Annotated in this window: 20 protein-coding genes; 4 read left to right on the top strand and 16 right to left on the bottom strand. The window is 31.1% G+C overall.

All coding sequences use genetic code 11. The features are described 5' to 3' along the window. The first annotated feature begins 540 nt into the window (after nucleotides 1-540). Nucleotides 541-2,193: an L-lactate permease gene (locus ACO6OL_RS06985; protein ID WP_485502627.1), complete on the top strand. Its 1,653-nt coding sequence runs from the start codon at nucleotides 541-543 to the stop codon at nucleotides 2,191-2,193. A gap of 63 nt (nucleotides 2,194-2,256) precedes the next feature. Here ACO6OL_RS06985 and ACO6OL_RS06980 read toward each other — a convergent pair whose 3' ends face one another. Then, nucleotides 2,257-2,448: a hypothetical protein gene (locus ACO6OL_RS06980; RefSeq protein WP_485502626.1), complete on the bottom strand. Its 192-nt coding sequence runs from the start codon at nucleotides 2,446-2,448 to the stop codon at nucleotides 2,257-2,259. A 548-nt stretch (nucleotides 2,449-2,996) separates the two neighbouring features. Between ACO6OL_RS06980 and ACO6OL_RS06975 the strand changes: the two genes are divergently transcribed. After that, the gene (locus tag ACO6OL_RS06975) at nucleotides 2,997-3,389 is read left to right on the top strand and encodes a hypothetical protein (protein WP_485502625.1); all 393 of its coding nucleotides are present in this window, start codon (nucleotides 2,997-2,999) and stop codon (nucleotides 3,387-3,389) included. Nucleotides 3,390-3,409: 20 nt separating this feature from the next. On the opposite strand, the gene ACO6OL_RS06970 is transcribed toward ACO6OL_RS06975, so the two are convergent. From ACO6OL_RS06970 to ACO6OL_RS06905, 14 genes are all read right to left on the bottom strand, one after another. Then, complete coding sequence (locus ACO6OL_RS06970; RefSeq protein ID WP_485502624.1) at nucleotides 3,410-4,009, bottom strand: glycerol-3-phosphate acyltransferase; 600 nt, start codon at nucleotides 4,007-4,009, stop codon at nucleotides 3,410-3,412. Next, nucleotides 4,006-4,971 (bottom strand): lysylphosphatidylglycerol synthase domain-containing protein, encoded by a 966-nt coding sequence (locus ACO6OL_RS06965; protein WP_485502623.1) that lies wholly within the window; start codon nucleotides 4,969-4,971, stop codon nucleotides 4,006-4,008. The genes ACO6OL_RS06970 and ACO6OL_RS06965 overlap by 4 nt, the downstream gene beginning before the upstream one ends. 99 nt (nucleotides 4,972-5,070) lie before the next feature. Then, nucleotides 5,071-5,478, bottom strand: a complete 408-nt coding sequence (locus tag ACO6OL_RS06960) for a hypothetical protein (RefSeq protein ID WP_485502622.1) — start codon at nucleotides 5,476-5,478, stop codon at nucleotides 5,071-5,073. Between the two features lie 76 nt (nucleotides 5,479-5,554). After that, nucleotides 5,555-6,238, bottom strand: a complete 684-nt coding sequence (gene mtnN / locus ACO6OL_RS06955; RefSeq protein WP_314160372.1) for a 5'-methylthioadenosine/S-adenosylhomocysteine nucleosidase — start codon at nucleotides 6,236-6,238, stop codon at nucleotides 5,555-5,557. A gap of 4 nt (nucleotides 6,239-6,242) precedes the next feature. Then, on the bottom strand, nucleotides 6,243-6,731 hold the full coding sequence (greA, locus tag ACO6OL_RS06950) for a transcription elongation factor GreA (RefSeq protein ID WP_485502621.1): 489 nt from the start codon (nucleotides 6,729-6,731) through the stop codon (nucleotides 6,243-6,245). Nucleotides 6,732-6,779: 48 nt separating this feature from the next. Beyond that, nucleotides 6,780-7,406, bottom strand: a complete 627-nt coding sequence (gene udk, locus ACO6OL_RS06945) for a uridine kinase (protein WP_314160374.1) — start codon at nucleotides 7,404-7,406, stop codon at nucleotides 6,780-6,782. After that, a complete protein-coding gene (locus ACO6OL_RS06940) occupies nucleotides 7,406-8,677 on the bottom strand; it encodes a peptidase U32 family protein (protein WP_003146785.1) in 1,272 nt (423 codons plus the stop codon). The genes udk and ACO6OL_RS06940 overlap by 1 nt, the downstream gene beginning before the upstream one ends. A gap of 96 nt (nucleotides 8,678-8,773) precedes the next feature. After that, entirely contained in the window at nucleotides 8,774-9,700 is a 927-nt protein-coding gene (locus ACO6OL_RS06935; RefSeq protein WP_485502620.1) for a peptidase U32 family protein, read from the bottom strand. Between the two features lie 48 nt (nucleotides 9,701-9,748). After that, the gene (locus tag ACO6OL_RS06930; protein ID WP_485502619.1) at nucleotides 9,749-10,396 is read right to left on the bottom strand and encodes an O-methyltransferase; all 648 of its coding nucleotides are present in this window, start codon (nucleotides 10,394-10,396) and stop codon (nucleotides 9,749-9,751) included. Nucleotides 10,397-10,673: 277 nt separating this feature from the next. Next, on the bottom strand, nucleotides 10,674-11,654 hold the full coding sequence (gene pta, locus ACO6OL_RS06925) for a phosphate acetyltransferase (RefSeq protein ID WP_314160377.1): 981 nt from the start codon (nucleotides 11,652-11,654) through the stop codon (nucleotides 10,674-10,676). Between the two features lie 12 nt (nucleotides 11,655-11,666). Further along, nucleotides 11,667-11,786, bottom strand: coding sequence for a DNA-directed RNA polymerase subunit beta (locus ACO6OL_RS06920; protein WP_485502636.1), 120 nt, complete (start codon nucleotides 11,784-11,786; stop codon nucleotides 11,667-11,669). A 57-nt stretch (nucleotides 11,787-11,843) separates the two neighbouring features. After that, nucleotides 11,844-13,115: a UDP-N-acetylglucosamine 1-carboxyvinyltransferase gene (gene murA, locus ACO6OL_RS06915; protein WP_485502618.1), complete on the bottom strand. Its 1,272-nt coding sequence runs from the start codon at nucleotides 13,113-13,115 to the stop codon at nucleotides 11,844-11,846. Nucleotides 13,116-13,430: 315 nt separating this feature from the next. After that, complete coding sequence (locus ACO6OL_RS06910; protein ID WP_485502617.1) at nucleotides 13,431-17,780, bottom strand: PolC-type DNA polymerase III; 4,350 nt, start codon at nucleotides 17,778-17,780, stop codon at nucleotides 13,431-13,433. A gap of 465 nt (nucleotides 17,781-18,245) precedes the next feature. Then, complete coding sequence (locus ACO6OL_RS06905; RefSeq protein WP_485502616.1) at nucleotides 18,246-19,946, bottom strand: proline--tRNA ligase; 1,701 nt, start codon at nucleotides 19,944-19,946, stop codon at nucleotides 18,246-18,248. A 187-nt stretch (nucleotides 19,947-20,133) separates the two neighbouring features. Here ACO6OL_RS06905 and recU point away from each other — a divergent pair, with 187 nt between their 5' ends. Both recU and ACO6OL_RS06895 read left to right on the top strand, forming a co-directional pair. Further along, the gene (recU, locus tag ACO6OL_RS06900) at nucleotides 20,134-20,709 is read left to right on the top strand and encodes a Holliday junction resolvase RecU (RefSeq protein WP_485502615.1); all 576 of its coding nucleotides are present in this window, start codon (nucleotides 20,134-20,136) and stop codon (nucleotides 20,707-20,709) included. A 6-nt stretch (nucleotides 20,710-20,715) separates the two neighbouring features. Further along, the gene (locus ACO6OL_RS06895; protein ID WP_485502614.1) at nucleotides 20,716-22,884 is read left to right on the top strand and encodes a transglycosylase domain-containing protein; all 2,169 of its coding nucleotides are present in this window, start codon (nucleotides 20,716-20,718) and stop codon (nucleotides 22,882-22,884) included. A gap of 43 nt (nucleotides 22,885-22,927) precedes the next feature. On the opposite strand, the gene ACO6OL_RS06890 is transcribed toward ACO6OL_RS06895, so the two are convergent. Further along, complete coding sequence (locus ACO6OL_RS06890) at nucleotides 22,928-23,173, bottom strand: hypothetical protein (protein ID WP_485502613.1); 246 nt, start codon at nucleotides 23,171-23,173, stop codon at nucleotides 22,928-22,930. Nucleotides 23,174-23,285 lie beyond the last annotated feature (112 nt).

Below are 23,285 nucleotides of genomic sequence, written 5' to 3'. Positions count from 1 at the left end.
ATTTATTAAATGTATATAAATTATTTATTAATCATATATTACACTTAATAATATACTATTTTTCTCGAAAAATGTCAAATCTATAAACTCAATTAAGTAATAATATTTATCTCAATAATATTTATTCGTTCAACATTAACATAAATCTAACTTGTAATAGTACAGTTGTGATGGGATGTTAATTTCCACTATATTTCATCTGTATTTTTTCCTCTTAACAGTTGGAGATTTGACTATAAAAGCCATAAATACAGTTCTCACCACCACTATAAAACTCTCTATGTTTTTATAATTTTTATAAAGATATGTATATTATTAATATTCATTACTATCTTTACACTTTATATAAATTAACCGTTTATTTTACTTGATTTACTTATAATATCTCATTAAAAATTGAACTTAATTAATCATTTTTTTAAATATACGTAAACTGTAAATTATTGAAAACATAATGAAAATATAGGCAAACATCTTGCATTAGTACAGTTTTTTATATATAATGTTTATATACAAATTTTCAATTTAGGAGGAATTATAATGATTCTTAATACTATTTGGGAACAACAGTATAATCCAATGGGTAATATTTGGTTATCTGCAGGTGTTGCTGCTCTTCCTATAGCTATATTTTTAATTTCATTAGTAGTTTTTAAACTAAAAGGTTATACAGCCGGAGGTTTAAGTATTCTTAGTGCAGCAATCGTAGCTGCTCTATGTTATAAGATGCCTGTAGATAAAATTGCAGGAGCTGCAGAACAAGGTATCGTTTCAGGTTTATGGCCTGTTGCTAGTATCGTTCTTGCTGCAATCTTCTTATACAAATTAACAGTTAAAATGGGATTCTTCGATGTAATGAAACAAAGTATCTCATCTATTTCACCAGATAAAAGAATTCAAGTTCTTTTAATTGCATTTTCTTTCAATGCATTCTTAGAAGGTGCTGCAGGATTCGGTGCTCCAGTTGCTATTACAGCTGCAATTTTAGTAGGTTTAGGTTTCAAACCTTTACAATCTGCTGCAATTTGTTTAGTTGCTAACATCGCTGGTGGTGCTTATGGAGCAATGGGTATTCCAGTAACGGTTCCAGCTACATTAACAGATTTAGATGCTTTAACACTTGGTAAAAATACATCATTAATCTTATGTCTTGTTACAGTTATTATTGCATTCCTTATTGTATTTATGGTTGATGGATTTAAAGGAATCAAAGAAACATTCCCAGCAATCATTGTTTCTGGTGGTGGTTTCGCAGTAACACAATTTATTTTCTTAAACTTCGTAGGACCAGAACTAGTTAACGTTTCTTCAGCTATCGTGAGTTTACTTGCTTTAATCGTATTCTTAAGATTCTGGCAACCAAAACAACAACTTACTGCTGAAGCAAAAGAAATTTCTAAAGATAAAGAAACTCTATCAGCTAAAGAAGTTGTTAGAGCATGGACACCGTTCATTCTTTTAACTTTATTCGTTACTTTACTAAACACTGGATTCTTCAAACAATTAATCCAAGCTGCAAACCCTAAAACAGGTCAAGCAGCAGGAGCTTTAAACTCACTAATTTTCAACTTCCCATACTACATTGATGGTACAGTTGCACGTGTTGCTCCTATCGTAAAACAACCTGCGCCAATTAAAGCAGTATTTAGTTTTGCTCCATTTACATCAACTACAACAGCGATTGTACTTGCTGCAATTCTAACAATTATTATTTTCAGAGTTAACAGCCGTATTGTTATTTCAACAATTAGAGAAACTGCTGTTGAATTATGGGGACCAATCTTAACAATCTGTTCAGTACTTGCTTTTGCCTACATTTCAACATACTCTGGAATGTCATCAACATTAGGATTAGCATTTGCTAACACTGGTAAAATCTTCCCACTATTCTCTCCAATTTTAGGATGGATCGGGGTATTCTTAACAGGATCTGTTGTTAACAGTGGATCATTATTTGCTGGTTTACAATCAGTAACTGCATCTCAAATTGGAATTGATCCTTCATTACTTGTAGCTGCTAACATAATTGGTGGAGCTATCGCTAAAATGATCTCTCCTCAATCTATCGCAGTTGCAGCAGCAGCCGTTGGATTAGTTAACAGAGATAGCGAAATCTTCGCTAAAACAATTAAATGGAGTGTTATACTTCTTGTTCTTGCAGGAGTTCTTAACCTTCTTATTACACTTAGATAATTTTAAGTTAATGAAAAAAGAAAAAAAGAGATTTGGTAAAATACCAAATCTCTTTTTTTAATATTATGCGGCATGTTTATCGCAATGACAATCTCCTGTCTTGCAGTTTCCACATTCGCAATCTTCTTTTGCATTATGGCACCCACAAGCACAACCTTCTTTACATTCACATGTTCCTTCAATACAGTTTCCACATTTACAATCTTCTACTGCATCATGGCAGTGACAGTGGTGTTCGCATTCGCATTTGCTCATATTAATCGCCTCCGTATTATTTAATTAATTATTCTATAGTTAAATTTTATTATGTTTTATATAACAAGTCAATAGATTCTCGTCTTAAGTAACTATTACGATTTACACATCCTTAAATCGTAATGAAATCGAATTTGAATTAAAATTAAATATAGGTAGAAATACTACTTTGGGGCTGACCTAAAAGCCCTAAAATTTAACAAAGTTCACATGAGAACTCATAGACGCAGTGGTTTATTGCTATCTAAAATTCGCTTTTTAAAAGCTTTTTAGATAGCTAATAAACTGTGCGGGGGTGACTCGACAAAATCAATTTCTTTGAAATCACGATTTTTGAGTCACTCCCATTTTATAAATTATTCACTAATAACTATTTCATCAGCTATAGAAAAAAATCTCTCTTAGAATAAAAAATATGATATATAATATTATCCTACTTGTATTTTTTATGTTATAATGAAACTGAAATAAAGAACTTAAAACTTAGTCAATTCTACTTTTATAATTCTTTATATATTACTTTTCATATGAAAAAGGGAGGGAATTATATGAAATATAACAAATACTTAATTATCACTTTTCCTATTTTAATCATACTGGTTTCGGCATTTTTTTATACAAAAAATATCATCTATTTCTACTTAACTATTCCGATATGTGTCTATGTAAGCTTTGTAAGATATTATCAAGAAAAAAATAAGTTATTAATAAAAACAAATAAAGTTTTGAATCTATTAAAGTATGAATTTACTATGTACACTGTAGCAGTACTAACATTATACTCAACATCTTCACTTAGCTTTATCAGTAAAACTAAAAGCGTAGAATACACCTATATTGCATGTGGAATTTCTGTAGCTTTACTGCTATTAACTGGAGTAATTCATATCAAACGTACTCTTCTTATAAGAAAAGAACTACGAAAAAATAATTCTAGATAGCAAAAAAAGAAATCAGCTCACTATCGAACTGATTTCTTAATTTTTCTTGTACTAAAATATTTATTAAATGACTCTTCTATATCTTTTACAGCTACTACACTTATTAATAAAACTGCTAGTATAAAAATTCCTAGTATTATAAATGATGGATTTTCTACATAGTTTATATAAATTACAAACGGAAGACTAGAATAAAATCCAATTGTTAAACTTTTTACAATAATAGATATAACTAATGTACAAAGTATTAAGATTAAGAATAAATTTAATGATAATGCTGCTAAACAACCAAAGAATGTCGCAACTCCTTTACCACCTTTAAACCTAAAGATAATAGGTTTTATATGACCTAATAATACTAAAATTATACAAATATATATAATTTTTGAATCAACATCTAATATTTTCAGTAATATAACCACAAAAAAGCCTTTGAAAAAATCTACTGCTAAAACAAATAAAAATGATCTAGGACCTAAAACACGTCCCGCATTTCGTGCTCCAACATTACCAGAGCCTTTATTAGTAAATTCTTCTTTATAAATCTTTTCTAATAATTTTCCACCCATTACATTTCCAATAAAATAGGCAACTATCGCATAAATTATCGTCGTAATCATAACTTTTCTCCTCTCTTAAATTTATCTTTTATCATTCTAATTCCTTCACTTAGGAACATAAAACATCCAATGGAGAACGGAACAACATAATATGATAATCTATATATTATAATTGTCGCACCTATAATCTCTGGATTTATCCCTAAGTTCTTAAGCCCTATAAGAACTAAAGTATCAAAAGTACCTAATCCTCCTGGAATCATAGTTAATAAGCCTACTATTGAAGCTACTATTATAACTCCCATAATCTGTAATTCCTTATCAGCTACCAAATCTCCCGTATAAAAATAAAGAATCATAAGAATAATAAGGGCTGCAAATACCCATTCTAAAAAAGAAATTACTGTCAATTTAACACTTAAATATCTATCCGTTCTAATTCTTGGTTTTCTCAAATTAAAAAATAGATACAATGGTAAAAATAAAGACATCAATATTAATGAATAATAAAAGATTTTATTATTAGCATATAACGCTTGTCCTGGAAAAACATTTAGTACTACAAAAATTGACAATAGACTGATTCCAGAAAGCATAGAAATAAGAATCATCCCTATTGCAGTAACCAATGTTTTTCCATTTTTTGTATATGGTTTATACATATAATATCTAAGTCCGGCACCAATAAAACCACCAAAACCTAAAACCATATTTAATGTGTTAGTCATAAAACTAATTTTAAAAATACGGAATGAAGACATATTTTTTGTTAAATTAATCGCCTTTAGCACAAAATAATCATAAAGACATAAAATACTTATACCTAATAAGCCGAACAATAACACTACTACAAACTTAATCTCACCTATAGCTAGCGTAAGATGATGTATTTTTTTTAAATCTAAACTAACAATCTCTTTTTTAAAATAGGAAAAAATTAAATAAAATATCAATAATCCTAAACTTATCTGAATTATATTCTTCAAATAATTGAAAGATCTTCTTTCTGTAATATTTTTCATTTTTCTTTTCCTTAAATAATATTTATCTACTTTATCTTAACATTTTATAGCACATTTTTCAATACAATTAATTACATAAAATTATGACTATAATATTTTTTAATCTACATATTCATACAACTTATCTTCATATTCATTATATAATTCTGGATAACCTTTTTTTACAGCTTTTAAAAATGTTTTTCGAATTTTATTGACTTTTTGTACATAAATCAGAATAAACATCAATGTAAATATTACAATATACAAAATTAACATATCAATTATAAACGCTCTATAGGCTCCTTGATAGAATCCAAGACATAATATGAGTGAAACAATAAAAAATACCATTACTACTGAAGCTTTAAAACCTTTTTTGTATCTTATATAATCATCTTTCACAATTTTACAGATTATATCTAATTCTTCTTTTGTATAAGCTCCACTTTTAATTGATTTCAAAGTATATCGTGGTAGTTTTTCAGATGTCAATATTAAAAATAATTTCGATAATATAGTTATCATACTTTCCCTCCTACTTCACATAAATATTACAGCAAAGAAAAGCTTTTTGCCCTCCTTTGCTGATTAATAATTGATTTTAAAGTTTTTTTATTAACTCTGTAGTTAATATAGATGAATTTACTGCAGCTATTTGTAAGAATTCATCAAAAGTAACTCTAGTTCCTTCTTCTGCCTTATCACTTACACTACGGCAAACTATAAATTTTGTTCCAAATTGGTAACAAGTTTGAGCAATCGCTGCTGCTTCCATCTCTACTACTTGCATATTAGGAAAATTTTTCAATATTCCTTTTTTCAACTCTTTATTAGAGATAAATGAATCTGATGTTCCAACTAAACCTAAGTGAATATTATGCTCTGGTAAACTTATCTCCGAAGCTAATTCTTGTAGTTTTTCATCACTCTTATATGCTGCTGGCATTTGTGGTACTTGACCAATTTCATAGCCAAACTCTGTCGCATCAACATCAAAATGTCTTACTTCTGTTGCAACAATCATGTCACCAATTTCCATATCACCTTGTAAAGCTCCACATGTACCTATATTAATCACATATTCAGGTTTATAATGGTCTAATAATAGAGTTGTAGCAATAGCAGCATTCACTTTACCTGGTAAACTTAACATAAGAACAATATCACGCCCTTCATATTTACCTTCATAAAATGTTACATGTGCTATTTTTTTTTCTTGCAAATCTTCAATTTTTTCTTTAATTATAGCCACTTCTTCTGGCATTGCACCAATTAACGCTATCATAATATTATTCTACCGCTAAAATTTTAATATCCATTGAATCTTCTGGACCTGTTGGTAATGAAACTTTCGCTACATCTCCAACTTCTTTTCCTAATAAAGCTTGTGCTACAGGAGATTCATTCGAAATCTTATATTCAAACGGATTAGCTTCTGCACTACCTACAATTTTATATTTTTCCGTTAAACCGTCTGGTAATTCTTGGTAAGTTACCGTATTACCAAGACGAATTGAAGTCGATTTTTCATCTAATTCAATAATAACAGCATAACGAATCATTTGTTCCATTTCTAGAATTTTACGTTCGATATGTCCTTGCTCATCTTTTGCTGCATCATATTCAGAGTTCTCAGATAAGTCCCCGAAACTACGTGCAATTTTAATTTTTTCAATTACTTCTGGACGTTTTACTTTTTTATAATGTTCTAATTCTTCAACAAGTTTGTCATAACCTTCTTGGGTCATTTGATATTCTAATTTTTCTTCTAAAGCCATTGTGGTACTCCTTTTTTTAGTCTACTCTATATTATATCGTTTTTTTCATTATTTTGCTAGTAGCGATTTAATTTTTGTTATTAAAATATCAATCGCTATATCATTATATCCGCCATCAGGAACAATAATATCAGCATATTGCTTAGTTGGTTTAATATATTTTTCATGCATTGGTCTAACTGACACTAAATACTGATTAATTACTGATTCTACAGTTCTTCCACGCTCATTAATATCACGTAGTAGTCTTCTTAAAATACGTAAATCACTTGGTGTATCAACAAAAATTTTAATATCCATTAATTCACGTAGTTTTTCTGAATAAAGACCAAACATACCTTCGATAATAATTACATCCTTAGGTTCTTGATGTTTTTGTTCTTTACTTCGAGTATGATTTACATAATCATAAACAGGAAGTTCAACAGCTTTCCCATCGATTAACTCTAATAAATGATTATAAAGTAGCTCATTATCAAAAGCACTTGGATGATCGTAATTCGTCTTAACTCTCTCATCCATCGTCATATGACTTTGATCTTTATAATAATAGTCTTGCTCGATTAAAGCCACTTTATCTTGAGTTAACTCGTCTATAATTCTTTTTGTAACGGTCGTTTTACCACTACCGCTTCCTCCAACAATACCGATAATTTTTGGTTTATCTGTAGCCATTAGCGTCCCATTTCCTTTCGCATCATATTGCTTTTAAATACTCTAGAGTCTAATTTTGTTCTAATAATTTGAAGTGGATGTCTTGCTGCATCTAGTAATTCACCATCTTCATCATAAATTTCTCCGATAACTTGTCTAAATGTATCGATCTCTGGTCCGAAAAATTCAACTTCTTGACCTGTTTTAAAGAAATTACGTTGTTGAATTGTTGCAATTTGAGTTTCCTCATCATAGTGAAGAACCTGCCCAACGAAGTCATAGTTTGTTTTCTTACCTCCTTCGTTTCCAAACATTTGTTCAGAATACTTAGGAATCTCATAGAAGAATGACATAGCTGTATCACGGTTAGCACATTTATATAATTCTAATTTATATTCTGGTGTCATCTCAAAATTATCTGGATCTGCACAATAATCATCAATTAGTTTTCTATACACACTTGCAACTGTTGCTACATAGTGAATAGATTTCATACGACCTTCAACTTTTAACGAATCAATACCTAATTCAATAATCTCTGGTACTGCCTCAATTAAAGTTAAATCTTTTGGACTCATTGCATAAGGATTTGCACCTTCATCGAATAACTTAGTATCTTCATCAGTTCCTTCTTCATAAAGGTCATAATTCCAACGGCATGATTGACAGCAACCTCCACGGTTACTATCACGGGCTGTCATGTAGTTACTTAATGTACAACGCCCAGAATATGCTATACACATTGCGCCGTGAACAAACATCTCAATCTCAACATCTGTTTTTTCACGAATTTCTTTAATTTCTTCATATCCTGTTTCACGAGCTAATACTACACGATGTACTCCTTCACTTTCCCAATATCTAACTTCCTTATAGTTTGAGATAGATTGTTGCGTACTGATGTGTACCTCTACTTTTGGTGCTACAGCTTTACATCTTTCAATAATATATGGATCCGCTACGATAATTCCTCTTACTCCTGCATCTTGAAGTGCCATTAAGAATTCATCTAATCCTTCAAAGTTCTCATCATGGGCAATAATGTTCGCTGTAACATAAATATCCGCTCCGTATTTTGCTGCAAATTCACAACCTTCTTTAATCTCTTCAATTGTGAAGTTGTCCGCATTACTACGAAGTCCAAACTCCTGTCCTCCTAAAAACACAGCATCTGCTCCGTAATGAATAGCTATTTTTAATTTTTCTAAATTCCCTGCTGGAAGCAGTAATTCTGGTTTTTTCGTTATTACTCTCTTACCGTCTCTAATTTCTGAAATATTTGGTATCGCCATAAGTTAAGGTCACATTCAAGTATGACCCATCCTCCTTGTCTTTTTTATTAGGTTTTATTTAGGAAACCTTGTCCTTTTATAAAATTCAAGAATATACTAGTACATAGTTTTCTTATAGAAGAACCCTAAGTCTACTTCTCTATATTTTGGTTTAATTCTTTCTATATCATTATAGAAATCTTGTTTTTCATCTTCGTACGCTTCTTTATCTTCATAATAAAGATCAATAGCATCACGATAAATAGTTACAACCTCTGTGATGTAATCTTCATCTTTTAAAACACCTTCAATCTTAAATGCAGTTACCCCTGCTTCGATTAGACGATCTAATTCTTCTATCGCACAGATATCATTTGCACTCATGATGTGTGTCCCATTTGAATCCTCAAAAATTGGATAACGTTCATTTCTATCTTGACTGTATAGGAATAGTTTCTTAGAATTACTATATTCTTCAATGTACTTCTCTTTATCACTATACATAAAATAGTTATCCACCAATTTCCTTACAGATTGGAACATACAAAGCATTCCCTGAACTTGCACTTCAATCTCATATTCACTTTTTCCAGTAATTTCAAGAATTTCATCAATAGTTAATTCTTTTGATAGACACGTTCTATATGCTCCACGTTTCCCCCAATAATTACATGAGAAAGAGTTCGTAGCTAACGTATGTGGATCCCATTGAAGTTTAAAATCAAGATTTTCTTCTCTTAAAATTGTTATAATTGTTGGTTCTCCATATATTAGAGCATCTACATTTAATGCTGATAAATAATGTAAATAATCAACTAGGTCATCAATATGCTCATTATGGAATATTGCATTTACACTAATATATGCTTTTTTCCCTGCTTGATGAATAATCTCAATAGCTTTTTTTAATTCGTCTCTCTTAAACTCACCAGCAAGACGTAATCCATATTTTTCTTCACCAATAACGAAACTATCAGCTCCTACATTTATCAGTTCATAAATATGATCAATACTTTTCGGTGTTACAACTAACTCTACTGTCATTTTTTATCCTCTCTTAATAAAATATACTAACTTCACAGTTCTATAATTTTATTTTCTTGTTGTTATAGTTATTCCATCTCCAATTGGTAATATTACACTCTCATAATTTTCATGTTTTAATAACCATTCATTGTAATTATTAATTTTTCTAGAAAGCTGTTTTAAATCTCTACTGTGTTTAATAATACTTGGATCGGCAACCATTCCTTTGAATAGCACATTATCCGTAATAACTACGACATCTTCAGCAAAATATGGTTCATATAATTCAAAAAACTTTCTACTTTGACTCTTAGCACCATCGATGAATACTACATCATAAGGTGCATTTGCCACTACCTCATCTTGAAGTTCTAATGCATCAGCATGAAGTAATGTTATTTTATCAGTTAGATTTCTCTTTTCTATGTTGTTTTTTGCTTGGTTATACATCTTATCATCACGTTCAATAGTTGTGACATTACATCCTATTTTTTCAGCTAATTTAATAGATGTATATCCAATTGCCGTTCCTATTTCTAACAAATTCTTAGCTTTCTTTACTTTAAGCATTTGAATTAAAAATCTTATCCCAATCTTATCTATAATCGGTACTCTATTCTCTTCGGCATATTTTTCTAATTCTAAATAAAATTCGTCAAAATCTTCTAACAAATCTATAACATATAAATCATCTTTTGATTCTATCGCAACCATGTTTACCTCCATATTTATACATCATATTATGATACCATAAAAGTTGGTATAAATGCAATTATAAAGACTAATACACATAAAATATTAAAATATAAACAACACTATTATATATACACATTATACAATTATATTTTAGTAACCATAAAAATTATATAATTTATCAATTAATTACGGTTTACTTGAAATACTATCATGATTTTTTATAAATACTCTTTAAATTTAATTAAAAATACTAAAAAAGAGATCAACCGAAGTTAATCTCTTTATAATTATAATACTATTTTTCTAAAGCTTGAACAGCTGTAATTAATGAAAGTTTGTATACATCTTCTGCATTACATCCACGAGATAGGTCGTTTACAGGAGCATTTAAACCTTGTAAGATTGGTCCTACAGCTTCAAATCCACCTAGACGTTGTGCAATTTTATACCCAATATTTCCTGCTTCTAAGCTTGGAAATACAAATACATTAGCATCCCCTTGTACTTTTGAATTAGGAGCTTTTAATTTAGCAACTGAAGGTACAACCGCAGCATCGAATTGTAATTCACCTTCTACCGCTAATTCAGGTGCATTTTCTTTAACTAATTTAGTAGCTTCTGCTACTTTTGTAGTATCTTCTGTAACGGCTGAACCTAAAGTAGAGAAACTTAACATTGCTACTTTTGGATCAACGTTAAAGCTTTTAGCTGTTCTTGCACTTTCAATTGCGATTTCAGCAAGCCCTTCTGCATCTAATGTTGGATTAATCGCGCAGTCAGCAAATACATAACGTTTGTCTTCTTTACTCATGATGAATGCACCACTTGTACGTTTTGTACCTGGTTTAGTTTTAATAATTTGTAATGCTGGACGAACAGTATCTCCAGTAGAGTGAATTGCTCCAGATACTAATCCTTCAACTTCTCCAGTATATACTAACATAGTTCCGAAGTAGTTAACATCTTTTAATAATTCACGAGCTTTTTCTTCAGTTACTTTTCCTGCACGACGCTCTACAAACTTAGCAACTAATTCTTCTAATTTTTCGTAGTTTTCGTGATCAATAACTTCTAGGTTAGAAGCATCTAAAGATAATCCTTTAGCAATTTCTTCTACTCTTTCTCTTTTCCCAACTAACACAGGTTTAACATAACTAGTAGCACCTAATTTAACAGCCGCTTCTAATACACGCTCATCATATGCTTCTGGAAGTACGATACGTACATTTTTCCCTTCTAATTTTTGTTGAAGTTCTACAAATAAATCATTTGCCATCTTCATTTCCTCCTAATTGTATATAATATCTTTAATATGTGTTATCGGCTTTAAACTTAAAGCATCGAATAAACTTCCCTTACCCAAAATTGTATAGCCTAATAATAATCCGATATAAAATATAATTATCATTAGGGCTATATTTCGCAAATACCTTACCAATTTATCACTTGATTTCATAATAAATTCCTACTCATCTATTCTTTGAATATCTGCACCTAGTTTTCTCATTTTTTCTTCTATATCAACATATCCTCTATCAATATGGTAAACATTGATAACTTTAGTAGTTCCAGTCGCCATTAATCCTGCAATAACTAGTGCTGCCCCAGAACGTAAATCTGTGGCTTTTACTGTAGTTCCTTCTAAATGAGGTAATCCCTCTATTAGTGAACTCCTACCTTCTATTCTAATTTTTGCATTCATTCTTCGTAATTCTTCAACATGCATGAATCTATTCTCGAAAACAGTCTCAGTAATTGTACTTGTACCATTAGCTAATAATGTTAATACACACATAATAGACTGCATATCTGTTAAGAATCCTGGATGAGGTAAAGTCTTAACATCTACAGGTCTTAAACTTTCTAGTTTATTACTTACACGCATAGAAGTTTCATCAACTACCTCAACTTTAACTCCCATTTCACGCATTTTACTAACTAGCGCTACATTATCTTTATAAGGTGCACCTTTAACTAGTACGTCCCCTTTAGTTGCTGCTGCTGCGATCATGTATGTAGCAGCTTCTACACGGTCAGGCATCACTGTATATTCAGTACCTACTAATTTATCTACACCTTCGATAACTAAAACAGAAGTACCTTTCCCTTCTATCTTAGCTCCCATCTTAATTAAGAAGTTAATCATATCTTCAATTTCTGGTTCTTGAGCCGCATTAACAATAGTAGTTTTTCCTTTTGCTAAACAGCTTGCCATAATTACATTTTGAGTTCCACCTACACTAGGGAAATCAAAGAAAATTGTTGTTCCTTCTAATTCTTTTTCTGCCCTTGCTTCTACAAAACCAGCATCTTGAATAATCGTAGCTCCTAAGGCTTCAAAACCTTTTAAGTGTTGATCGATAGGTCTACTTCCTATTGAACATCCTCCAGGCATCGCTACTTTTGCACTTCCTTCACGTGCTAACATTGGTCCTAATACTAAAAATGAAGCACGCATTTTACTAACAAACTCAAACGAAGCCTCTGTTAATAATGGTTTTCTTGCATCCATTTCTAAAGTATTTTCTTCTGGTTTATAATCTACCGTTACCCCTAGACTTTCAAATAATAATGATATTGTTTTAATATCTGATAACTTAGGAACGTTATAAAATTTACTTGTACCCTCTGTTGCTAATAGACCCGCAGCTAAAATTGGTAAAGCTGCATTCTTCGCACCAGAAACTTGTACTTCTCCTATTAAAGGCGTTCCACCTTTAACGATTATCTTTTCCAAGTTGTTTCCTCCATCTCTATATTTACATTTTATATCACATATAATACTACCACAAATTAAAAAATAAATAAAGTTCGAATAAATATTTTTAATATTTATTTTATTAAGAAAGTATGCCTTTTCCATCGTTACACTGTAAATTTAATTCTAATTAAATTTTAAATATTATTATTTTATTTATTAATTATTCGTATTTTTGTTACTAGATGCTAAATTTATTCTGAAAAAATTAAAATAAATTTCTTTTAAAAATATATAGTAATCATGCAGAATAATTTATATTGTAACTCAATTTTCAATGAATACCCCTATCAGTTACAATTCATCAAAGAATGACAGTTGTGCTTTTTCAGGAAGACCTTTTAATGTCCCCATTTCTCTCAAGTATTCTACTACCGTAGATGAAACACTTCCTCGTTTTGAGAAATCTTCAATTGATAAAAAGGCCTTTTCTTCTCTCGCTTGAACAATTTTGTTCGCTACGTTATCCCCAAGCCCAGGAACAATCGAGAACGGTGGGATTAACGTTTTCCCTTCAATTATGTAGTCATGACTTGCTGATTTTTCTAAATCAACTTTCGAGAATGTAAATCCTCTTTCCATCATCTCATTAGCAATTTCATAACTTACAAGAGCATCTTTATCTTTATTCGATAATTCATTTTTATCTGTAGTTTTTATTTCTTTTATTTTCGCTTTTAACGTTTCTGCTCCCTTAACAACTGTAATAATGTCAAAGTCACTAGCTCTGACAGAATAATAGGCACAGTAGTATGTTAATGGTTGATGCACTTTAAACCAAGCAATTCGAAGCGCCATAAGTACATATGCACATGCGTGAGCTTTAGGGAACATATATTTGATTTTTTTACATGAATCAATATACCAAGCCGGTACATTATTATCAACCATAGCTTTTTCAAAGTCTTCTGATAATCCTTTACCTTTCCTTACACTTTCCATTATTTTGAAAGATAAGCCTTCTTCTAATCCAGCATGAATTAAATATACCATAATGTCATCACGACATCCAATTACGTCTTTAAGTTCACAAGTACCATTTTTGATTAATTCTTGTGCATTACCTAACCAAACGTCCGTCCCGTGAGACAATCCAGATATCTGAACTAATTCTGAGTATGTAGTTGGTTTGGTATCATCTAACATTTGAATAACAAAGTTCGTTCCAAACTCAGGAATACCAAATGTCCCACTAGCTGAATCTACTTGATCTCTTGTAACACCAAGTGCCTCAACTGTTGAGAAAATACCCATTACTTCAGAATCTGATACATCTATAGTTTTAGGATCAATACCAGATAAATCTTGTAACTTTCTAATCATAGTCGGATCATCGTGTCCAAGTATATCGAATTTCAAAATATTATCATGAATAGAGTGGAAATCGAAGTGAGTTGTTCGCCATGGACTCGTTTCATCATCAGCTGGGAATTGATATGGAGTAAAGTCAAAAATATCCATATCATTAGGGACTACTAGTATTCCTCCTGGATGTTGACCAGTAGTTCTCTTAGAACCTTCACATCCCGCTGCAATACGTTCAATATCTATACTTCTTTTCTCTATTTCATTTTTCTCATAATAATCTCTAGTAAATGAATAAGCTGTCTTCTCAGCCACCGTCGAAATAGTTCCAGCACGATATACGTAATCTTCACCAAAAATTTCTTTCGTGAAATTGTGAGCTGTTGCTTGATATTCACCCGAAAAGTTTAAATCTATATCAGGTACTTTATCTCCGTTAAACCCTAAGAATGTTTCGAAAGGAATATCTTGCCCATCTTTTGTCATTTTCACATCGCAATGTGGACAGTTTTTATTCGGAAGGTCAAACCCTGATGCGTATTCAGCATTCAAGAAGAATTCACTATGTTTACATTTCGGACAAACATAATGTGGGGCTAGTGGATTAACCTCTGTGATTTCCATCATCGTAGCTACAAGTGATGAACCAACTGATCCCCTTGAACCTACTAGGTATCCATCATCTAGTGATTTTTTTACAAGTTTATGTGAAATTAAATAAACCACACTAAATCCATTACCGATAATAGATGCAAGTTCCTTCTCTAATCTTTTTTCCACTATTTCCGGTAGCTCTTCACCATAAATCTTATGAGCCATATCATAACTTAAATTACGTACCTCATCAGCTGCCCCTTCAATATTCGGTGTATACAGCTTATCTTTTAACGGCACAACTAATTCAATCATATCATTAATTTTATGCGTATTATCAATAACTAATTCTTCTCTTAATTGTTCATCAAGATAAGAGAATTCTTTCAACATTTCTTCGGTTGTAAGGAATGTAGCCATCGGTTTTAAATCACGCGCACCAGGGTTGCTTTTCACTGTTAATCTCAATATTTGACGATAAACATGTTGATATTCATCTAAATAATAACAATCTCCTGTTGCTACAACAATTTTTTCTTTTTTCTTAGCTAATTGAATTAATTTTTTCAGAATTTTTTCCAATTCAGCATTATCCGCTATTCTTTCATTTCTTATAAAATTAGCATAATGATGTTTGGGTTGAATCTCAATATAATCGTAAAAATCAATTATATCCTCAACCTTAGCTTCTTTTGAATTTAGCAATTCTTCAAATACTTCATTATCACCATTACCACTACCAATTAATAAATCTTCACGATATTGTTCTAATAAACTACGTGGAATCGTAGGTTTAGCAGAGTTCAAATACTTAGTACAACTATATGAAACTAATCTGAATAAATCTTTAAGCCCTTTAGCATTCTTAACTAAAATCGAACAAGGGAATGTTCTTGAGCGTTTATGTGCAAGTTCTAAGTCAATTTTTTCATCAATTTCGTTATGATATTCAATACCTAACTCGTATAATTGATCCAGCATTTTAACAAAAATTTCTGCCGTAGCCTTTGTATCATAAATCGCTCTGTGATGTTGAACTAAACGAACTTTGTATAGTTTAGCTAAATTGCTAAGACCATGTCTTTTCGCTTCTTTATTTTCAGCGCGAGAGACGAATAATGTATCTATACTAGCGTTATTTTTATTTTCTAAACCTAGTCGTTCAAAACAAGTATCTAAAAATCCAAGGTCAAACTTCGCATTGTGGGCTACTAATATATCATCTTTATCTAACCAATTATAAAAGTTAGTCATGACTTCTTTTTCTAATGGAGCATCTCTAACATCATCATTAGTAATACTAGTAATTTTGGTAATTAATTCTGAAATAGGTCTTTGCGGATTAATATAACTTTCAAAGCTGTCTATTTCAGCTCCATTTTTCACCTTAACCGCAGCAATCTCGATTAATCTATCACGTTCTGCTGAAAGACCAGTAGTCTCAACGTCAAATACAACATATGTAGCGTCTTTTAATTTAAGTTCTTTCGGATTTGTCGTAGCAGTAATACTGTCATCCATGATAAAGGCATTTAACCCATAGATTGGTTTAATATCCTTACCTTTTGAACTCAAACAAATTTCAGGATATGCTTGAACTCCATAAGTATCAGTGAAAGCAATAGCTTCGTGTCCCCAATCCATAGCCCTAGCTATATATTCTTTTGCAGAAGAAATACCCTCAAGCTGACTCATCTTCGTGTGAGTATTCAACTCTATTCGTTTACGTCTATTATAATTGTCCTTCTTCTCTTCTTTATGAGCAACCTCAATAGACTTAGGCTCGATGATTGTATCTCTTAAGTACGGATCATTACTTACAGCTCCGTGAATCTTAAGCCATTGACCTTTCTTTATTCCTTTTACTAAGTCAATTAATTCATTCTTACGTTTATTTTGAAATTTTAAATTAGGATTATTACCAAATAATCTTAGTATTATAGAATCACTATAATCTGTGAGTTTTAAACGATATTGACTTGAACCATTTCTATGAATAATCTCTTCAGTACCAAAAACCTGAGCCATTATAGTTACATCTCCAGCATAACCAACAACATCTTTGATTTCTACGATGTCCTCATCACGAATTTCTTGCCCATATCGAGTGCCACCGCCGCCTCCAAAGGCAACAAATTTCCTTTCAGGTTCTTTTGGTTTTCGTTCTGCTTCTTTTTTCTCTATTTCCTCTAACTTAACGATTTCCTGGGAAATTTTTTCTTCTTGACTCTCTAATACCGCTTCAACATCAGTTTTAGAAAAGTTAGGAATAATGTCTTTAATTGCAATACCTAAATTTCCATAACTACTTATTATTTGTTGTTTTCGTTCATTAATAAAGTTATTCCAAATAGATGGAGCCATTATTTTCATAGTTAAAACACTATTGTTAACTTCAACCTCACTAAATAAAATACTCTCCATTAAAACTTGAGAAATCTCTGAGAAGTTTTCTAATATTATATATTTCCAAAATTCTTTTATTTGCTCATCCGTGATTTCAGCACTTACCTTCAAACGATAATTAACAATATAATCACCTAAGAAATTCTCTCGTAATTTCTGAATAAGTAATGTTAATTCTTCTACTGAAGGCAAACTTTCTCCACTAAAATTAAACGTCCAAACCTTATTCTTATTATCTTTTTCTATATTATCTAAAGAATAATTTTCAAATTTTGAATTGGATAACTGTTCTTCTAATTCTAATGTTTTAACTAATAAAGAAAAATGTTTATTACTCATGATTCCTCCTACTTCTCCTATAACTTTCAGGGATTTAACTATTTTTAAATAAGCTATATCTAGATTCTACTTATAAAAAACTAAAGATTAACTCCCTCAACAACTTTTACTACTAAACATAAAAAATCCATTCGGGGCTGACCCAAAAGTCCTAAAATTTAACAAAGTTCATATGATACCTCATAGACGCAGTGGTTTATTGATATCTAAATTCGCTTTATAAAAGCTTTTTAGATATCTAATAAACTTTGCGGGGGTGACTCGACAAAATCTTGTTTCTTCGAAATCACGATTTTCAAGTCACTCCCGAATTCATTTTTACCAATCATTTTTATACTACTTTAAATTTAAAAAGTATCATAACTCTTAATTAAATTATACTAAAAATACCAACTAAAAACAAATGGTTATTTTCTTAACAACTATTTATTTTTAATTGGCATTCTTTAATTCATATTATATTTATTATTTATAAAATACTTCTACTTTAGCTAGTACATCGGCTACTTGCGTATCAACTTTTTCTAAAGTTTGTCTTTCTTTAACTTCTACGATTCCTTCACCGGCTTTCTTCCCAACAACTACTTGTAATGGGATACCAATAAGGTCAGCATCGTTAAATTTAACACCAGCGCGTTCTGCTCTATCATCGTAAAGAACTTCATATCCTGCTGCTGTTAATTGAGCATATAACTCATCGCTAAGTTTAACTTGATCTTCTTTCTTAACATCAACACATACTAGGTGGACTTGGTATGGTGCTACTTCTTTTGGCCAAATGATACCTTTTTCATCATTATGTTGTTCGATAATCGCTGAAATACAACGAGTTACTCCAATACCATAACATCCCATGTAGAAGTGGTTTGCACGACCATTAGCATCTAAGTATGTAACATCCATAGCTTCTGAATATCCTTTACCAAGTTCGAATACTTGTCCAACCTCGATACCTTTAGCAAATTTAACTGGTCCTGATAAGTCTTCTGCTAAATCACCTTCTTCAATCATACGAAGGTCATAGTGAGCATCGATTTCATAATCACCTGGGTTTACGTTGATGTAGTGGAATCCTTTTTTGTTAGCTCCACAGCTGTGGTTATACATATATTTAATAGCATTATCACCAATTACTTTACAATTTTTAATACCAAATGGTCCCATGTAACCTGCTACACTTCCCATGACTTCTTCGATTTCTTGTTCTGTTGCCATCTCAACTTCTGAAGTTCCTGTAGCTTTCATGAACTTAATATCGTTAAGTTGATCATTACCGCGCATAAGAACTAAGTAAAACTCCCCATCAGCTTTTAAAGCTAATGCTTTCATGGCACGATTAACTTCTACACCACAAAATGCTGCAATATCATCAATTGATTGTTGATTTGGGGTTTCTAATAAACTACGTTCTTTTTTCTCAAAACCTGTAGGCATAGTGTAGTTTTGTTCAACTACTGCTGCAGTTTCGATATTTGCTGAGTAGTCACTCTCTTCAGTATACACAATTGTGTCTTCCCCTACTTCAGCTAATGCTTGGAATTCATGAGTATAGCTTCCACCAATATTACCAGAATCAGCTTGTACTGCACGATACTTAAGTTCAAATCTATCAAAGATATTACTATATGCTTGATAATAATCTTTATATGTTTCTCTTAATGATTCTGGTGAATCATGGAATGAGTATGCATCTTTCATTATGAACTCTTTACAACGTAATAATCCTAAACGTGGACGAATTTCATCACGGAATTTAGTTTGGATTTGATATAAGTTCATAGGTAATTGTTTATATGATGTAACCATATTATTAACTGTTTGACTGATTATTTCTTCTGCAGTTGGACTTAGGGCATATCCTGCTTTTTTTCTATCTGTTACACGAATAAGTTCTTCTCCCATTTTGTCCCAACGACCAGATTTTTTCCAATACTCGTCTGATTGTAAAATAGGCATTAAAAGTTCTGCAGCTCCAATTTTACTATGTTCTTCTCTAATTACTTTTTCAATTTTTTGAATTACACGAGTAGCCAAAGGAAGGTAAGTATAAACTCCCGCAGATACCTGCTTCACCATCCCCGCTTTAATAAGCAACTTATGACTAATTGCTTCTGCAGAGGACGGTACTTCTCTTGTTGTCGGAATAAATGTTTTTGATTGTCTCACAACAATACCACCTCTCATATTTAAAATTTCTATACCATTATACCATAAATTATAATATTTTTTTCAAAAAAAATATTTTTTTATAAAATTAACCTTTCTAAAATTATATCAATTTTCAACTATTTGTATTTCAAATTTTACTCAGAATATAGTATAATAAATAAGATAATTATTTATGGAGGGATATATGTTTAATTATCCTAATAAAAAAAGTAATTTTATTCAAAAAACAAAATATTCAAATCGTGGTATGGAACTCGAAGAAGATATTAACTTTGCGAATAAGTATTACTTAAATAATGACATTGCAGTTATTCATAAAAAACCTATTCCTATTCAAATAGTAGAAGTGAATTATCCTAATAGAGCGAGTGCTATGATTACTAAAGCATTCTACAAAACTCCATCTACTACCGATTATAACGGACTTTGGAACGGGAGATATATTGATTTTGAAGCTAAAGAAACTAATTCAGCTACTTCATTTTCTTTAAATAATATTCATGAACATCAAATAAAACATATGGAAAAAATTTTTAATCATGGTGGCATAACTTTTATTATCATTAGATTTAAAAAAATCGATAAAACATTTTTGCTACCGTTTAAAAATTTTACATTCTTTTACGAACGTGCTCAAAATGGAGGAAGAAAATCAATAAAACTCAGTGAATTTGAGGAGACTGCATTTGAATTATCATTTAACTATAAAATAAGATTAGACTATTTAACTATTATAAAAAACAATGAAAGTGAGTTTTAGCAACAGATGAAATCTTTATTCAAATACATTAGTTCCATCTTTTTCACAATCTGCTTAGTATTATTCTTTGTTGTTTTAATGCTATTCGCTCGTGAATTAAAAGATGTACCAGATATTACTCAAGCTAATTTACAAGATCCATTATCATCAGAAATTTATGATAAGAATCTTAACTTAATAGCTACGGTTGGAGCTGAAAAAAGGGAATATGTATCTATAAATGATATTCCAAAAAATATCACAGATGCTGTTCTTACTACAGAAGATTCAAGGTTCCAATCTCATATAGGTATCGATCCTATTCGTCTTATCAAAGCCGTACTTGTGAATATTCGTTCTAATTCTGCCCAACAAGGTGCAAGTACAATTACACAACAAGTGGTAAAAAATTCATTACTGACATCTGATAAATCACTACAAAGAAAAATTCAAGAAGCTTATCTGTCTCTTAAATTAGAAAATAGATACTCTAAAGATGATATATTAGAGATGTACATGAATAAAATTTACTATTCTGATGGACAATACGGAGTTAAAACTGCGGCTAAATATTTTTATAATAAAGAATTAGATCAATTGACTCTACCTCAGGTTGCGCTTTTAACTGGAATACCTCAACAACCAATCTTGTATAATCCTTATGATTATCCAAAACAAGCAAAAGAGCGTCGAGATACAGTATTATACGCACTTCTTAATAATGATAAAATTACAGAAGCAGAATATAATGATGCTATTAACACACCAATTACGGATGGGATAGTTAAAAAAACAAAAGAAGAACGTGCAAACCAACATACTTATAATCCTAAGTTCGCTGCTTACATAGATCAAATTATGAAAGAATTGAAAGAAAATCAAAACTTTGAAAATATTAAAGATCCTCTTTCTATGGGATTAAAAATATACACTAACTTAAATCCAGAACTTCAAATATATGTTCAAAATATGTTAGATAATCAAAGTTCTCCTATGAAGCCTCACGCCTCTCAAGCTGCAATATCTGTTCTAGATACTAAAACAGGACTTATTGAAGCAATCGGTGGTGGAAAAAATTATAAAGCTGGTGGCTATAACTTTGCAGTTGACGCTCGTGTTCAACCAGGGTCATCAATTAAACCATTGATTGATTATGCTCCTGGTATAGAGTATTATGGTTGGGATTCTCAAACTACATTTTCAGATACACCTTATCAAATTGCTGGAACTAATTTCTATATCCAAAACTGGGATAGACTATACCACGGTACAGTTACTATGAGTACTGCTTTATCTTGGTCTTATAATACTCCAGCGGTTCGTGCATTCGAAACAGTTGGATACGAAAGATCTAAACATTTCGCTGAAAAGCTTGATATTCCAGTAACAAAAGATGAACCAACTACAGCAATTGGAGGAAACGTTGATGGTGTTTCTCCAACTCAAATGGCTGGTGCCTTCGCATCATTTGGTAACAAAGGATACTATAATAAACCTTCTACAATTGTTAAAATTTTTAATGCCAACGGTAAAGAACTACCAAATATCAAAAATGAACCTATTAAAGCAATGTCTGAGGAAACTGCATACTTAATGACTAACGTACTAAAAGGAGTACTTACTAGTAATGGTCTTGCACCTAATGGAAAAGTTGCTAATTTTGATATGGCAGGAAAATCTGGATCTAGTACCTTCGATGACACCGCATATTACAACTATGGAATTGATGTAGTTAATTCTACAAAAGATAGCTGGATGATAGGTTATACCACTGACTATACTGTTGCAGTTTGGCAAGGAGCTGATGTACTCGATTCAGCTGCTAAAGCTTTATCTTATGATCAAGCAAAAACAACCCAAGTTATAATGGCAAATGTTATGAAGAAAGCTTCAGATAATAAAGTTCCTGCAGCATTTGAAAAACCAGCAGGAATCGAGTCGAAAAATGGAGTTGAATACGCTAAAGAAAGAAATAAAGAAACAGACTATATGTATGCTGGTAGTGATCGTGATGCTGTTTATCAAGCAGCACTTGCACAAAAACAACGTGAAAATCGTTCTGCATTAACATCAGTATTTAATTCATTAACGAACTCTACAACAAATAGAACTAATCAAAATCAAACAACTAGTAGAAATGCTACTAATAACACCACTAATACTAATAGACTTACTAATCAAAATACACGGCGTTAAAATAAAAAAGAATCGCGATGCTTTATTTCGTGATTCTTTTTTATTATATATATTTCATGTACAAACTTTCACAGATTTTAAAATCTAATTCGTCGTCTATATCATAGCTATATATTTTTTCCATTTCATATACTTTAGTTCTATTAGTATAAAATGTCTTATCCCTTAAATATTTATTTTTAGTTGACATCCATATTGCTCCATTAGGATATATGTATTCTGGTTCGTCCTGTCTTCTGTAATTACCTCCATGGCAAGATGGTTTTAAGTATCCTAACTCCTTGTTCATTATTAAACTCTTACTGATTTTTAACTTAGAAAAGGATACTAGATGATTACAATTTTTGATAGTGTATAATATTTTGTGTAAACAGAAAAGTCAAGAGAAGTTGGAAAAAAAG

Source organism: Gemella sp. (assembly GCF_057272915.1).
This window is presented reverse-complemented; position numbering and strand designations above follow the sequence as displayed.